The organism is Mycobacterium sp. 852013-51886_SCH5428379 (assembly GCF_001665575.1).
Classification (GTDB): Bacteria; Actinomycetota; Actinomycetes; order Mycobacteriales; family Mycobacteriaceae; genus Mycobacterium.
In genome coordinates, this window is the sequence record NZ_LZSU01000018.1 from 75163 (window position 1) to 88277 (window position 13115).

At 70.1% G+C, this 13115-nt stretch carries 17 protein-coding genes; 11 read left to right on the plus strand and 6 right to left on the minus strand.

From position 1 onward, the window contains the following. The first annotated feature begins 38 nt into the window (after positions 1 to 38). From A5757_RS06955 to A5757_RS06965, 3 genes are read left to right on the plus strand one after another with little or no spacing between them, the layout of a single operon-like run. A complete protein-coding gene (locus tag A5757_RS06955) occupies positions 39 to 632 on the plus strand; it encodes a TetR/AcrR family transcriptional regulator (protein ID WP_066830653.1) in 594 nt (197 codons plus the stop codon). Between the two features lie 16 nt (positions 633 to 648). After that, on the plus strand, positions 649 to 1524 hold the full coding sequence (locus A5757_RS06960) for an SDR family oxidoreductase (protein ID WP_066830655.1): 876 nt from the start codon (positions 649 to 651) through the stop codon (positions 1522 to 1524). 20 nt (positions 1525 to 1544) lie between these two features. Further along, positions 1545 to 1916 (plus strand): VOC family protein, encoded by a 372-nt coding sequence (locus A5757_RS06965; RefSeq protein WP_066830657.1) that lies wholly within the window; start codon positions 1545 to 1547, stop codon positions 1914 to 1916. On the opposite strand, the gene A5757_RS06970 is transcribed toward A5757_RS06965, so the two are convergent. From A5757_RS06970 to A5757_RS06980, 3 genes are read right to left on the minus strand one after another with little or no spacing between them, the layout of a single operon-like run. Then, positions 1913 to 2215, minus strand: a complete 303-nt coding sequence (locus A5757_RS06970; RefSeq protein WP_066830659.1) for a DUF3349 domain-containing protein — start codon at positions 2213 to 2215, stop codon at positions 1913 to 1915. The two genes, A5757_RS06965 and A5757_RS06970, sit on opposite strands and share 4 nt — an antisense overlap. Positions 2216 to 2225: 10 nt before the next feature. Further along, positions 2226 to 2507 carry a hypothetical protein gene (locus A5757_RS06975; RefSeq protein WP_066830661.1) on the minus strand — a complete coding sequence of 94 codons (282 nt, stop codon included), beginning with the start codon at positions 2505 to 2507 and terminating at the stop codon, positions 2226 to 2228. A 27-nt stretch (positions 2508 to 2534) separates the two neighbouring features. Continuing rightward, complete coding sequence (locus A5757_RS06980; RefSeq protein WP_066830663.1) at positions 2535 to 3785, minus strand: inorganic phosphate transporter; 1251 nt, start codon at positions 3783 to 3785, stop codon at positions 2535 to 2537. A gap of 260 nt (positions 3786 to 4045) precedes the next feature. Between A5757_RS06980 and A5757_RS06985 the strand changes: the two genes are divergently transcribed. From A5757_RS06985 to A5757_RS07010, 6 genes are read left to right on the plus strand one after another with little or no spacing between them, the layout of a single operon-like run. Next, positions 4046 to 4348, plus strand: a complete 303-nt coding sequence (locus A5757_RS06985; protein WP_066830665.1) for a DUF3349 domain-containing protein — start codon at positions 4046 to 4048, stop codon at positions 4346 to 4348. A gap of 14 nt (positions 4349 to 4362) precedes the next feature. Beyond that, entirely contained in the window at positions 4363 to 5484 is a 1122-nt protein-coding gene (gene menE / locus A5757_RS06990; protein ID WP_231983908.1) for an o-succinylbenzoate--CoA ligase, read from the plus strand. Between the two features lie 20 nt (positions 5485 to 5504). Further along, complete coding sequence (locus tag A5757_RS06995; RefSeq protein ID WP_066830668.1) at positions 5505 to 6119, plus strand: MSMEG_1061 family FMN-dependent PPOX-type flavoprotein; 615 nt, start codon at positions 5505 to 5507, stop codon at positions 6117 to 6119. 56 nt (positions 6120 to 6175) lie between these two features. Next, the gene (locus tag A5757_RS07000) at positions 6176 to 7531 is read left to right on the plus strand and encodes a hypothetical protein (protein ID WP_066830670.1); all 1356 of its coding nucleotides are present in this window, start codon (positions 6176 to 6178) and stop codon (positions 7529 to 7531) included. Positions 7532 to 7535: 4 nt separating this feature from the next. Further along, complete coding sequence (locus tag A5757_RS07005; RefSeq protein ID WP_066830672.1) at positions 7536 to 8792, plus strand: molybdopterin-dependent oxidoreductase; 1257 nt, start codon at positions 7536 to 7538, stop codon at positions 8790 to 8792. Continuing rightward, positions 8789 to 9274 (plus strand): hypothetical protein, encoded by a 486-nt coding sequence (locus A5757_RS07010; protein WP_066830674.1) that lies wholly within the window; start codon positions 8789 to 8791, stop codon positions 9272 to 9274. Before A5757_RS07005 ends, A5757_RS07010 begins: the two co-directional genes overlap by 4 nt. Here the strand turns inward: A5757_RS07010 and A5757_RS07015 are convergent. Genes A5757_RS07015 through A5757_RS07025 form a run of 3 tightly spaced genes read right to left on the minus strand, consistent with a single transcriptional unit; the run spans position 9255 to position 11215 of the window. Beyond that, the gene (locus A5757_RS07015; RefSeq protein WP_066830676.1) at positions 9255 to 9884 is read right to left on the minus strand and encodes a methyltransferase domain-containing protein; all 630 of its coding nucleotides are present in this window, start codon (positions 9882 to 9884) and stop codon (positions 9255 to 9257) included. The two genes, A5757_RS07010 and A5757_RS07015, sit on opposite strands and share 20 nt — an antisense overlap. A gap of 6 nt (positions 9885 to 9890) precedes the next feature. Continuing rightward, complete coding sequence (locus tag A5757_RS07020) at positions 9891 to 10562, minus strand: DUF2064 domain-containing protein (protein WP_066830679.1); 672 nt, start codon at positions 10560 to 10562, stop codon at positions 9891 to 9893. Further along, positions 10559 to 11215, minus strand: a complete 657-nt coding sequence (locus tag A5757_RS07025; RefSeq protein WP_066830682.1) for a glycosyltransferase family 2 protein — start codon at positions 11213 to 11215, stop codon at positions 10559 to 10561. The genes A5757_RS07020 and A5757_RS07025 overlap by 4 nt, the downstream gene beginning before the upstream one ends. Before the next feature lie 100 nt (positions 11216 to 11315). On the opposite strand from A5757_RS07025, the gene A5757_RS07030 reads away from it, so the two are divergent. Both A5757_RS07030 and A5757_RS07035 read left to right on the plus strand, forming a co-directional pair. Beyond that, positions 11316 to 12032 carry a response regulator transcription factor gene (locus tag A5757_RS07030; protein WP_066830684.1) on the plus strand — a complete coding sequence of 239 codons (717 nt, stop codon included), beginning with the start codon at positions 11316 to 11318 and terminating at the stop codon, positions 12030 to 12032. Then, positions 12019 to 13047, plus strand: a complete 1029-nt coding sequence (locus A5757_RS07035) for a cell wall metabolism sensor histidine kinase WalK (RefSeq protein ID WP_066830686.1) — start codon at positions 12019 to 12021, stop codon at positions 13045 to 13047. The genes A5757_RS07030 and A5757_RS07035 overlap by 14 nt, the downstream gene beginning before the upstream one ends. Positions 13048 to 13115 lie beyond the last annotated feature (68 nt).

The window sequence follows — 13115 nt, forward strand, 5'->3', positions numbered from 1 at the left end:
CCACTAACTTTGCGTCAACTCAGTGCTACTACTAGAGGGTGCCGCGAAGCAGCTATCACCACGGCGACCTGCGGTCCGCTCTGGTCGAGGTCGGGCTGGACATGGTCGCCGAGCGGGGAATCGACGCGTTGTCCGTCGCGGAGGCGGCCAAGCGTGCCGGCGTGAGCGCTGCGGCGCCCTACCGGCATTTTCCGAACCGCAGGGCGTTCCGCGCCGCGGTGGTCACTGCCGCCGTACGGGAATTCGACGCGGAAGTGCGGACGGCCGCTGGAACAGGGGACGCGGTCGAGCAGATGGAGGCGACCGCGCGGAGCTACGTCAGGTTCGTCGCGCGGCGCCGGATCGGGTGGGACGTGATCTACGGCCACGACATGAGCGACGTGCTGGATCCCGACCAGCAGGATGCGATGCGCTCGCTCAACGACGCGTTCCTCGAGCCGGCACTCGCGGTGACGGGGGGCGATGCCCGCGCCGCACTCCGCCTCGTCGAGCATGAGATCGCCGCCGCACACGGATACGCGGACCTGTTCATATCGGGCATGTTCGAACGCAGATACCCGAAGGTCGACCGGGCCGCCGCGCAGGCCGCATCGATCACCCGAACCCTCGCCGAAGCCGCCCGCTCGGGGTGACGCCTAGACTCCCCCGGTGAGCAAGAACCCGCTACGTCGCCTGTCCGACAGCGTGATGCTGACCAGCATGCGGCCCTCGTTGGCCGAGCACATCCTGCAGCCTCGCGAGGGCGTCGCTCTCGAGGGCAAGCGGATTCTGCTGACGGGTGCGTCGTCGGGTATCGGCGAGGCGGCCGCGGAGAAGTTCGCCCGCCGCGGCGCCACCGTCATCGCGGTCGCGCGCCGTCAGGATCTGCTCGACGCCCTGGCCGAGAGGATCACCGCGGCCGGTGGCACCGCCCACGCCCGGGCCTGCGATCTGTCAGATCTCGACGCGGTCGACGAACTGGTGGCCGAGGCGGAGGCCCGGTTCGGCGGCGTCGACATCCTGATCAACAACGCGGGCAAGTCGATCCGCCGCCCGCTGGCCGAATCGCTCGACCGGTGGCACGACGTCGAGCGCACCATGACGCTGAACTACATGTCGCCGCTGCGGCTCATCCGCGGTCTCGCGCCGGGCATGATCGAGCGCGGCGACGGCCACATCATCAACGTGGCCACGTGGGGCGTCTTCAGTGAGGCCTCCCCGTTGTTCGCCGTCTACAACGCCTCCAAAGCGGCACTGTCCGCGGTCAGCCGTGTCATCGAGACCGAATGGGCCGACCAGGGCGTGCATTCCACCACGCTCTACTACCCGCTGGTGAAGACCCCGATGATCGCCCCGACGCGGGCCTACGACGGGGTGCCGGGGCTCAGCGCCGCCGAGGCGGCGGACTGGATGATCGACGCGGCCCGCAACCGTCCCGTGCGCATCGCGCCGCGGATGGCGGTCAGCGCCCGCGTCGCCGATGCGTTCGCCCCCACCTGGGTCAACGCAGTGGTGCGGCGGCAACGCTTCCAACCGACCAAATGACCGCGTGATAGAGATCAACCATGGAGATCCTGGCCAGTCGGACGCTGCTGCGGCCCGCGGACTATCAGCGGTCGTTGCGGTTCTACCGCGACGGACTCGGGCTGGCGATCGCCCGTGAGTATCCCGGCGGCACGGTCTTCTACGCCGGCCAGTCACTGATCGAACTGGCCGCCCATGGCGGACCCGACGCCGGCGGCACCCTGTGGCTGCAGGTCCGCGACATCCACGCCGCTCAGGAGGAACTCCAGCGCAACGGCGTCGAGATCGCCCGGGCCGCGCAGCGGGAACCGTGGGGGCTGTTCGAGATGCACGTGACCGATCCGGATGGCGTCACCCTGATCGTGGTGCAGGTGCCCGACGACCATCCGCTGCGCCGCGACATCCGCGACTAGCGCAGCGGCGCCTCCGCCAGCGGCCAACCGACGGAGGCGAGCCGGGCGGCGACCTGCTGGATCTCCTCGGCGGTGGGCTCCTTGTCGATGAGCGCCTGCACTGCCGTCCGGATCTCGTCCTCGGTGACGGTGTCGTCCTCGACGCCCTTGAGGACGGACTTCGCGGCCTGTACGACCTCGTCCTCGGACAGGGAGCGCTTCAGCAGCGCCAGCAGTGCGAAGTAGTCGGTCTGCGGAACCCCTTCGGGATATCCGTCGTGCAGCCAGCTCAGGACGTTCTGAAAGGTGCTCGTCACCATGGTCGGGACCTCACTCCGGAATGAACGGGACGGGGTTGACGCCGAAGTGGTGCTCGATCGTCCCCTTCGTGATGTACAGGATGGCGATCAGGACCACGGCAGCGACGAAGACGAAGAGCAGCAGCCCGACGAACTTCAGCGCGGGGTTGGGCCGTTGCACCGTGCCGTCGGCCTCGACGCCGCCGGCGCCGCGGGAGAACGCGACCAGCCCGACGGCGAAGATCGCGGGCAGACCGGCGCCGAGCGCCAGTCCCACCGCCAGCACCTTGAGGATCGATTCGAGATAGGTCATGGGTGAATTCCTGTCTGGGACAACCGGTCAGACCGTGGCCGCGGGCTTCGGGTCGGCGCCGGCCACATCGCGCAGATCGGCGGGCACCACGGAGTTTGTTGCGTCGTCCCAGTCGGCGTTGACGTTGCGGTGGTTGACCTTCTTCTGCTGGGCCCGCCGGTACATGTAGCCGGACGCCACCACCAGCACGGCGAAGATGAAGCCGTCGCCGGCCAGCGCGGAGCCCGTCGCCGTCTCGATGAGGTGGGACAGCCAGAACGACAGCGCGCCGACGATGCCCGCGGCCGGAAGCGTGATCAGCCATGCGGTGGCCATGCGGCCGGCGACCGCCCAGCGGACCTGCGCACCGGGCTTGCCGACCCCGGAGCCAAGGATGGAGCCCGTCGCGACGTGGGTGGTGGACAGCGCCATACCGGCCGCGCTCGAGGACAGGATGATCGCCGCGGACGACGCTTCGGCGGCCAGCCCCTGGGGTGACTCGATCTCCACGAGACCCTTGCCGAGCGTGCGGATGACGCGCCAGCCACCGATGTAGGTGCCCAGGCCGATGGCCAACGCGCAGGAGGCGATGATCCAGAACGGCAGCCCGTCCTCTTTGACGTCACCGGTCAGGTGGCCGGTGGTGATCAGCGCGAGCGCGATGACGCCCATCGTCTTCTGCGCGTCGTTGGTGCCGTGCGACAGCGCCACCAGCGAGGCGGTGGCGATCTGGCCCCAGCGGAAACCCTCCTCGCGGCGGTTCTTCCGGACCCTGCGGGTGATCCGGTAGACGATCCAGGTGCCGCAGGCGGCGACCAGGCCGGCGATGAACGGCGCGGCCAGCGCGGGCAGCACGACCTTGCTCATCACGCCCGGCCAGTTGACTCCTACCGTGCCGAGCGCGGCGAGCCCAGCGCCGATCAGACCGCCGAACAGTGCATGCGAGGAACTGGACGGGATACCGAACAGCCAGGTGAGCAGATTCCACAGGATGCCGCCGACCAGGCCGGCGAAGATGATCGTCAGACCCGTCGAGGCATCGATGCCCTGGATCAGTGACCCGGTACCGCCGTCCTGGATCCGGAGCACCGAGGTGGTGACCGTGATGGCCACCTCGACGGACAGGAACGCGCCGACCAGATTGAGGATGCCCGCCAGCAGGACCGCCGTCTTCGGCTTGAGCGCACCGGTCGCGATCGACGTCGCCATCGCATTGCCCGTGTCGTGGAAGCCGTTGGTGAAGTCGAAGGCCAGCGCCGTTGCGATCAACAGCACCAGAACGATCAGCTCTGCGCTCACGAGTCCTCATTCTGCTGCGCCACGACTCTCACAACCAAACTTATGCGGCCCTGATTTCCGGCGTGTTCTGCGGTTTCGGCGAACCTGCAGGGTTGTTCATCCACTGTTCATCCGGCGTCCGCGCGGCGTTGGCCCTCGCCGGGGGATTCGCGGACCGCGCGCCGCCTCGGACAGCGGTCATCTCAGGGCGCGGCGATATCATCGAGTGCTCTGCGGCGGCCTCTGATTCTCGATGCAGCCCTCACCATGGAAGTGAAGCCGTGACCAATTTCCTCGCCCGGATCGTCGCCTGGATCACGTCGGGGTACCCCGAGGGTGTGCCCGGGGCAGACCGGGTGCCGCTGCTGGCGCTGTTGCAGCGACGGCTCACCGACGACGAGGTCCGCACCGTGGTGGCGGGACTGCGCGACGCGGACGAGGTCGACCACATCGACATCGGGGTGTTGATCACCCATCTGACCGACGAACTACCCACCCCGGAGGATCTCGAACGCGTCCGCGCCCGACTGGCGACACAGGGCTGGCCGCTGGACGATCCGCGCGACGCCGAGGGGGACGCATAGCCGTCCTGCGCGCCGTGCCCGTACCGCCGGGCGCCGAGGCGCTGTCGATACTGCCGACCGTCGAGGACGCGCTCGGTGGCCGCGGCCCGGCGATCCTGCCGACAGCCGCCGACGATCCCGCCGCCGCGGACGGCCTGGCCGCCGCCCTGCGCGCCGGCGAGCCGATCGACGACGACGTCGCGGTGGTGGTCTCCACCTCCGGCACCACGGGCACCCCCAAGGGCGCCATGCTCACCGCCGGCGCCCTGACCGCAGGCGCGCACGCGACGCACCACCGACTCGGCGGGCCGGGCCGCTGGCTGCTCGCCCTGCCCGCCCATCACATCGCCGGATTGCAGGTGGTGGTGCGCGCCGTGGTGGCCGGCACTTCGCCGGTCGCCCTGTCGGCACGGTTCACCACGGACGAGCTGGTCTCGGCGATCGCCGGGATGGGCCCCGGCCGGCGCTATGCCTCGCTGGTGGCCGTACAACTGGACCGGGCGCTGGGCGACCCTGCCGCGCGCGATGCGCTGGCCGGACTCGACGCGGTGCTCATCGGAGGCGGTCCCATGCCGCCGGGGCTGGCCGACCGAGCCGCAGCGGCCGGGGTCTCGGTGGTGCGCACCTACGGGATGAGCGAGACCGCGGGCGGGTGCGTCTACGACGGGGTGCCGCTGGACGGGGTGCAGGTGCGGATCGAGGATGGGCGCATTCTGCTGGGCGGCCCGACCGTCGCCAAGGGGTACCGCAACCCGGTGCAACCCGATCCGTTCGCGGAACCGGGCTGGTTCCGCACCGATGACCTCGGCGCCGTGGAGGGCGGCGTGCTGCGGGTGCTCGGGCGGGCCGACGACGCGATCAGCACCGGTGGGCTGACGGTGCTGCCGCAACTGGTGGAGGCTGTGCTCAGCCGCCATCCCGCGATCATCGAGTGCGCAGTGTTCGGCGTGGCCGACAAGCGACTCGGGCAGCGCGTGGTGGCGGCGATCGTGCTGGCGGAGGGCGCGGCGGGGCCGACCGTTGCGGACCTGCGCAGCCACGTCGCGGCCGATCTCGACCCGACGGCCGCGCCCCGCGAGGTCCATGTGCTCGACGCGCTGCCGCGCCGCGGCATCGGTAAGGTCGATCGCCGCGCGCTGGCGACCCGCTTCGGATGAACACGCGCCATGATGGGGGTATGCGCCGCGAAGTGACATCCGTCGAGGAACTGCGCGACATCGTCGGTCACCCCAACCATTACGTCGCCAACAAGGTCAGCCCGCGACTGTCGGACGTGCACCGGGAATGGTTGGGTGCAGCGGCTCTCGCCTTCGTCGGGACCACCGATGCGCAGGGCCGACTCGACGTGTCACCGAAGGGCGATCCGCCAGGGTTCGTCCACATCGTCGACGACGCCACGATCGCAATCCCGGAGCGGCCGGGCAACAAACGCGTCGACGGCTATCTCAACGTGTTGGAACGCCCGCGCGTCGGCACCGTGTTCGTGATTCCCGGCCGTGGCGATACCCTGCGGATCAACGGCAGCGCCCGTGTGCTCGCCGACGCCGACTACTTCGACGCGATGGCGGTCAAGGGCAAGCGGCCGATCCTCGCGCTGGAGATCAGCGTCGACGAGGTGTTCTTCCACTGCTCCAAGGCATTCCTGCGGTCGAACGCGTGGCAGCCGGAGCGCTGGGATCCGACGGCGGTGCCCAGCGTCGCCCAGCTGGCCAAGGCGTTCACCCCCGATCTGACCGACGCGCAACGCGACGAGTACTTCTCCGAGAACACGCTGCGAGAACAGCTGTACTGATCGGCGTCACCGAAACGTCAGCCGGGTCAGTCAGGTACGGCCCCTAGGCTGGCGGCGTGCGGGCCCATCGCAGGGAGACCATCGCCGTCGCCATCGGACTGACGGTGCTGATCGCCGCGTTCGTCGTCCCGCATCTGCACTTGGACGTGGTCACCCCGCTGCTCAACGCGACACCCGAACGGTTCCGCACCTTCGCTGCCACCTCGCCGGTGTTCGGCTGGTGGAACGCGCACGTCGGGTGGGGCACGGTTCCGGCGATCGCGATCGGTGTCGCCGCAGTGCTGTGGGGTCAGACGCTCGCGCAGCGCCTGACGTGGCGGGCGCTGGTGCTGGGCGCTTGGGCGACGTCGTGCGCGTGGGCGTTCTCGCTGGCGATGATCGACGGCTGGCAGCGCGGCTTCGCCGGGCGGCTGACAGCGAAGCACGAATACCTGCGGCAGGTGCCGACCGTCACCGACATCCCACTCGCGGTCCGCACGTTCGCCGACCGCATCCTCGACTTCCAGCCCGACTCCTGGATCACCCACGTCTCCGGTCACCCGCCGGGTGCCCTGCTGACGTTCGTCTGGCTGGATCGCCTGGGGCTCGGCGGCGGCGCCTGGGCCGGCCTGTTCTGTCTGCTGATCGGCTCGAGCGTGGCCGCCGCCATCCTCGTCGCGGTCCGCGCCCTGACTGACGAGCAGACTGCACGCCGCGCAGCGCCGTTCCTCGCGGTGGCACCGACGGCCATCTGGGTTGCGGTGTCGGCCGACGGCTACTTCGCCGGCGTCGCGGCGTGGGGCATCGCGCTGCTGGCGTTGGCGGTCCGGCGGACGGTCCGCTTTCCCGAGTGGGCCGCCGCGGCAGCGGGATTGCTGCTCGGATGGGGCATCTTCCTCAACTACGGGCTGGGACTCATGGCACTACCCGCGCTGGCGGTGCTGATCTGCGCGGCCGATCGTCGCTCGGCGGTGCGGGCGTTCGTTCCCGCGGTGGCCGGTGCGCTGGCGGTGGTGCTGGTGTTCGCGGCGGCCGGGTTCTGGTGGTTCGACGGTTATCACCTGGTGCAGGAGCGGTATTGGCAGGGCATCGCGACCGAGCGGCCCTTCCAGTACTGGGGCTGGGCGAATTTCGCCTCGACCATCTGCGCGATCGGGCTCGGCACCGTCGCGGCATTGGGCCGCGTGTTCGACGTCGCGGCGATCCGTGCCCGGTCGGGACTGCACATCGTCGTACTGGGTGCACTCGCCGCCATCGTCCTGGCCGATCTGAGCATGCTGAGCAAAGCGGAGACCGAACGCATCTGGCTGCCGTTCACCATGTGGCTGGTGGCGGCCGGGGCGCTGCTGCCCGCCCGCACGCAGCGCTGGTGGCTCGCGGTGAACGTCACCGGAGCGTTGCTGCTGAACCATCTGATCCTGACGAACTGGTGACCCCGTGGGTGACGAAACCGAGCGGAAACCACGGTGGCGCAGCCCGATCCGTGGGCTGTGGCTGACGTCGACACTCGGGGCGGTGCTGCTGGTCACGCTGCCGATCGTGACCATCACGGGACTGCTGTCCTACATCGCATACGGACCGCAATTCGGCCAGGCCATCCCCGCCGATGTGGGCTGGCTCAAGCTGCCGACCTTCGACTGGCCGACCGACCCGTCCTGGCTGTACCGACTCAACCAGGGTCTGCACGTGGGTCTCGGGTTGGTGCTCATCCCGGTGGTGCTCGCCAAACTGTGGTCAGTGATCCCGCGGTTGTTCATCTGGCCGCCGTCGCGCTCGATCGCCCAGCTGCTCGAACGTCTTTCGCTGCTGATGCTGGTCGGCGGCGTCCTCTTCGAGATCGTCACGGGTGTACTCAACATCCAGTACGACTACATCTTCGGCTTCAGCTTCTACACCGCGCACTACTTCGGCGCCTGGGTGTTCATCGCCGGTTTCGTCGTCCACGTCGCCATCAAGCTCCCGCACATGTGGCGCGGTCTGCGGTCGATGTCGCTGCGGTCGGTGCTGCGCACCCCGCTTGCCGACACCCGGCCCGAACCCTACGAGCCGAACGGGTTGGTCGCGGCCGATCCCGCACCACCCACGGTGAGCCGCCGCGGCGCGCTGGCGGTGGTCGGCGGCGGTGCACTGCTGATGGCCGTGTTGACCGCCGGCCAGACCCTGGGCGGAATCACCCGCCACGCGGCGCTGCTCCTGCCCCGCGGCCGCAGTTACGGCGACGGCCCCAACGATTTCCAGATCAATCGCACTGCGGTCGCCGCGGGCATCCGACCCGAGGCGACGGGTGCGGGGTGGCGGCTGACACTGCGTGGCGGAGCCGCGCCGGTGACACTCGACCGCGCCGCCCTGGCGGCGATGCCACAGCACACCGCGCTCCTGCCGATCGCATGCGTGGAGGGCTGGTCGACCACGCAGACGTGGACCGGTGTGCGACTGCGGGATCTCGCGCGCCTGGCCGGGGTCGCCGAACCCGCGCTGGCGCAGGTGTCGTCATTGGAGCGACGGGGCGGATTCAATCGGGCGACGCTGCAGGGCAATCAGGTCAGGCATCCCGATTCGCTGCTGGCGTTGCGCGTCAACGAGGCCGACCTCTCCCTGGACCACGGCTATCCGGCCCGGGTGATCGTGCCCGCGCTGCCCGGCGTGCACAACACCAAGTGGGTCGCGGCCATCGACTTCGTGGAGCGGCGATGAGCTTCCGGAAGCTCTACGGAGCGAGCGCCTTTCATCTGCTGACTCTGCTCGCCGGCTTCGCACTGTTCGGCTACGCCGTTCTCACCCTGGGTCCGGAGCGGCTGTGGAATCCGCACATCTGGTGGCAGTCGATCGCGGTGTGGTTCGCCGCGGCGGTGATCGGACACGATCTCGTGGTGTTCCCGCTGTACGCGCTCGCCGACCGGGCCCTGGGCGCAGGCAGTCGCCTCGTGCCGTCGCGTATCCCGGTGGTGAATCACGTCCGGATTCCGCTGTTGGCATCGATCTTGCTGCTGGTGGTGTTCCTGCCGGGGATCATCGAACAGGGAGCACCGGCATACCGCGCGGCCACGGGTCTGACACAGGAGCCCTTCCTCGGCCGCTGGCTGCTGCTGACCGCGGCGATGTTCGGCCTCAGCGCGGCGCTCTACGCCGTTCGGCTGTTGACCTCGCGTCGCGACGTCACGCCGCCGCCAGCGTAGCCAGTGTCCGTCCACCCACCGGATGGATCTGCACCAGCCTCAGCCCCGACTCGTCGGCAAGCGCTGCGGCACTGCCGATTCCGACCGATGCCCAGCGAAACCACGGCCCGACGGTCGTCGACGACTCCAGCCGCACCAGCTGGTACCGGATCCCCTCGGCTCTGGCGTCGAACTCGACCACGCACCGCCCGCCCGGGCGCAGCAGCTCCGCGGCGCGGCGCAACACCCGCTGCGGGTCACCCCCGAGACCGATGTTGCCGTCGGCGAGGAGCGCGGTCTGCCAGCGTCCGAGCCCGGGCAGGGCGCCGAACACGTCCCGGCGCAGCGCCGGAGCCCCGTTGCGGCGGGCGAGTTCGACCGCGGTCGCGGACTGGTCGACGCCGAGGGCGGGGATACCGCTCTTGATCAGATCGACCACCAAACGACCTGGGCCGCAACCGAGATCGATGGTCGGACCGCTGCACAGCCGCACGATCGCGCGGTCGAACCGGCGGTCGGCGTGTCTGCCGCCCAGCCAGCTGCGCACGGGCAGCGTCCTGACCGCACCGTCGTCCTGGCGGATCCAGCAGCGTTCGCCGTCGAGCGCGCGGTCGTAGAGGTTGCCCAGCATCGAGCGCTACAACCCGGCCGCGGCGGTCGCGAACGGGAATCTGGTGCCGGGTGCGCATTCCCGGCGGACGTGCTCGACGTCGTCGGCGGTGTCCACGTCGGACAGTTCGTCCAGCACGGACACCTCCAGGCTGTTGTTACGCAGTGCCTTGACGGTCAGCTCGCCGGTGTCGGCGCGCGACATCGGCACGCCGCGCAGACAGCCGGCCATTCGCGCGTCCCGGACGCCGAGCAGCCACCAGCCGCCGTCGATCGCCGGTCCGAGTACCGCATCGGTGGCCAGCAGCGCGTCGGCGCACCGGGTCAGCAGTTCGTCGGTGACCTGCGGGGTGTCCATCCCGATCTGGAGGATCGGCCGATCGCCGGTGGCTGCAGCCGCATCGGCGTGGGCATGGACCAGCCGATCGGCGAAGGTGTCGCCGCGCTGCGTCACCACGGTGAACTCGTCGAGCCGTTTCCGGATCACCGCGCCGTGGCGCGCCTCGTCCAGGTCGCCGGTCAGCGCGACGGCCCGCCCCGCGACCGGCGTGGCCAGCACCGCGTCCAACGTGTCGAGCAGCGCCGCGGCGGCGATCACCGCGGCCATCTGATCCCCCACCGTCGCAGCCAGCCGGGTCTTGGCCTGGCCCGGCACCGGGGCCTTGGCCACCACCAGTGCCGTCACCGGCAGTTCGGTCACTCGATCACCCGCCAGAAGTCGAAGGCCGCCACGACGCTGCCACGCAGCGAGCCGCTGACCTTCGACCTACCCCCGGTTCGCGGGCCGTAGGTGACGTCACGCTCCACCACGCGCCAGCCCGCGGCAGCAGCACGGACAAGCAGTTCCAGCGGATACCCGGAGCGGCGGTCCGTCACACCGAGCGCGAGCAGGTCGTCCCGGCGCACCACCCGCATCGGCGCAATGTCGTGCACCGGCAGGCCGTGCCTGCGCCGCAGCCGCCAGCACACCGCAGCCGTGCCCAGCCGCGCATGCCACGGCCACCGCAGGCCCGGCGTCGGCCGGCGTCGTCCCACCGCCATCTGCGCACCGCGGTCCAGTTCGGCGACCAGCGCCGGCAGCTCGCGCGGGTCCAACGAACCGTCCGCGTCCAGCACCGCCACCACCGGCGTCGCCGCGGCCACCACTCCGGCGTGCACAGCTGAGCCGTATCCGGGCCGCGCCTCGTGGACGACATCGGCACCGTGGCGCCTGGCCACCTCACCCGTGCCGTCGGTGCTGTTGTTGTCGACGACCAGCGCTCGGTACCCCGGCGGCATCGCGGCCAGGACCCCGGGCAGCGACGCCGCCTCGTCGAGGCACGGCAGGACGACCGTCACCGGGCTGGCAGGCATGGTCCGAGGCTAACGACCGCACCGGAGGCCGACCTGCGGGAACGGTGACGATTCCATGACGCGGGACCGGGCGAGGGGATTCCACAGCTAACCTCGACACATGACGCGCGTATTGATCGCCGACGACGACACCGTCGTCCGCGACGTCGTGCGTCGCTATCTGGAGCGGGACGGTCTGGACGTGTCGATCGCGCAGAACGGCAACGAAGCGCTGCGCCTGCTCGGCACCGAGCGGATCGACGTGGCCGTCCTCGACGTGATGATGCCCGGGCCCGACGGTCTGACGCTGTGTCGCACGCTGCGCCAGCGCGGCGACTACACGGTCCCGGTGATCCTGCTGACCGCGCTGGGCGAGGAGGATGACCGGATCGCGGGTCTGGAGGCCGGCGCGGACGACTACCTGACCAAACCGTTCAGCCCGCGCGAACTCGCGCTGCGGGTGCGGTCGGTGCTGCGCCGGTCCCCCGCCCCGGCCGGGGTGGCACCGGTGGATCTGCGCGTCGGCGACATCACCGTGTCGACGGCCGCCCGGTCGGCCACGGTCGGCGGCGTGCCGATCAGCCTCACCAACCGCGAATTCGACCTGCTGTTGTTCTTCATCACCCACGCCGACACGGTGTTCAGCCGCGAAGAGTTGCTCAAGCACGTCTGGCGCTGGGATTTCGGCGACCTGTCCACGGTCACCGTGCACGTCAAGCGGCTGCGCTCGAAGCTGGGCGACCAGCACCGGGTGCAGACCGTATGGGGCCGCGGATACATGTGGAGCTCGGCGCAGACCCCGGCGCGCGAAGGCCTGCCCGCCCGTGCCGACGACTGACCTCTGGGAGATCGCGGGCACCGCGCTGGCCTGCTCGATACCCGTGGTGGTGATCGGTGCGCTGATCATCCGGCTGGCCCGGCAGTGGTCGCTCGCGGTGAGCATGGTCGTGCTGGTGCTGATCCCGACCCTGGCCACGTTCAGCGGGGTGCTCGGCGCCAGCGGCTTCATGATCACCGAGATCTACGACCCGATCGCCGTGGTGCTACTGGTGGTCGCGGTGGTGACGATCCCCGGTGCGGTCATGCTCGGGCGCTATCAGGCGCGACGCACGGTGTGGGAGCAGGAGATCCGCGATTCGGAGCGGGCCGCGGAGGTGTCGCGGCGGCAGCTGGTGGCGTTCGTCAGCCACGACCTGCGCACTCCGCTGGCCGGGATCCGCGCCGTCTCGGAGGCCATCGCCGACGGCCTGGTCGGCGACGACGAGGTCCGTGCGCACGCCAAGCACATCGAGCAGGAGACGATCCGGCTGTCGGAGATGGTCGACGATCTGTTCGAGATGTCGAAGATCAATGCGGGCGCCGTGCAACCCGTCTTCGATCGGGTGGCCCTCGACGAGGTCGTCGACGACGTGCTGGCCGCCCACCGTATCGCCGCCGAGCGTGCGGGAGTGCAGCTGGCCGCCGAGCTGCCCGACGAACCGGTGCGGGTGCTGGGCAGCGACCGCGCTCTGGTGCGGGTGCTGTCGAATCTGGTGGCCAACGCGATCGCTCACACCCCCGAGGGCGGCCGCGTGCAGCTGACGCTCGGGTCCGACGAGTACGGCGCGTGGGCGCGGGTCGACGACACCGGCGTCGGGATCGACGAGGCAGACTTGCCGCGGGTGTTCGACGTCGCCTACCGGGGCTCCAATCACCGTGTGCCGCGCGCTGATTCGTCGCTGCCCAGCGGATCGGGCCTGGGACTCGCGATCGCCGCGGGTCTGGTGCAGGCCCACCGGGGCACGCTGTCGGCGCACAACCTCGACAACGGCGCCCGCTTCGAGGTGCGGCTGCCTCTCGCCAGCCTCGACTGATCCCGACGCCGACGGCACGGTTGTTGACGCCGCCACTCGGGCGTTACGTACAACAACCGTGCGCTCGC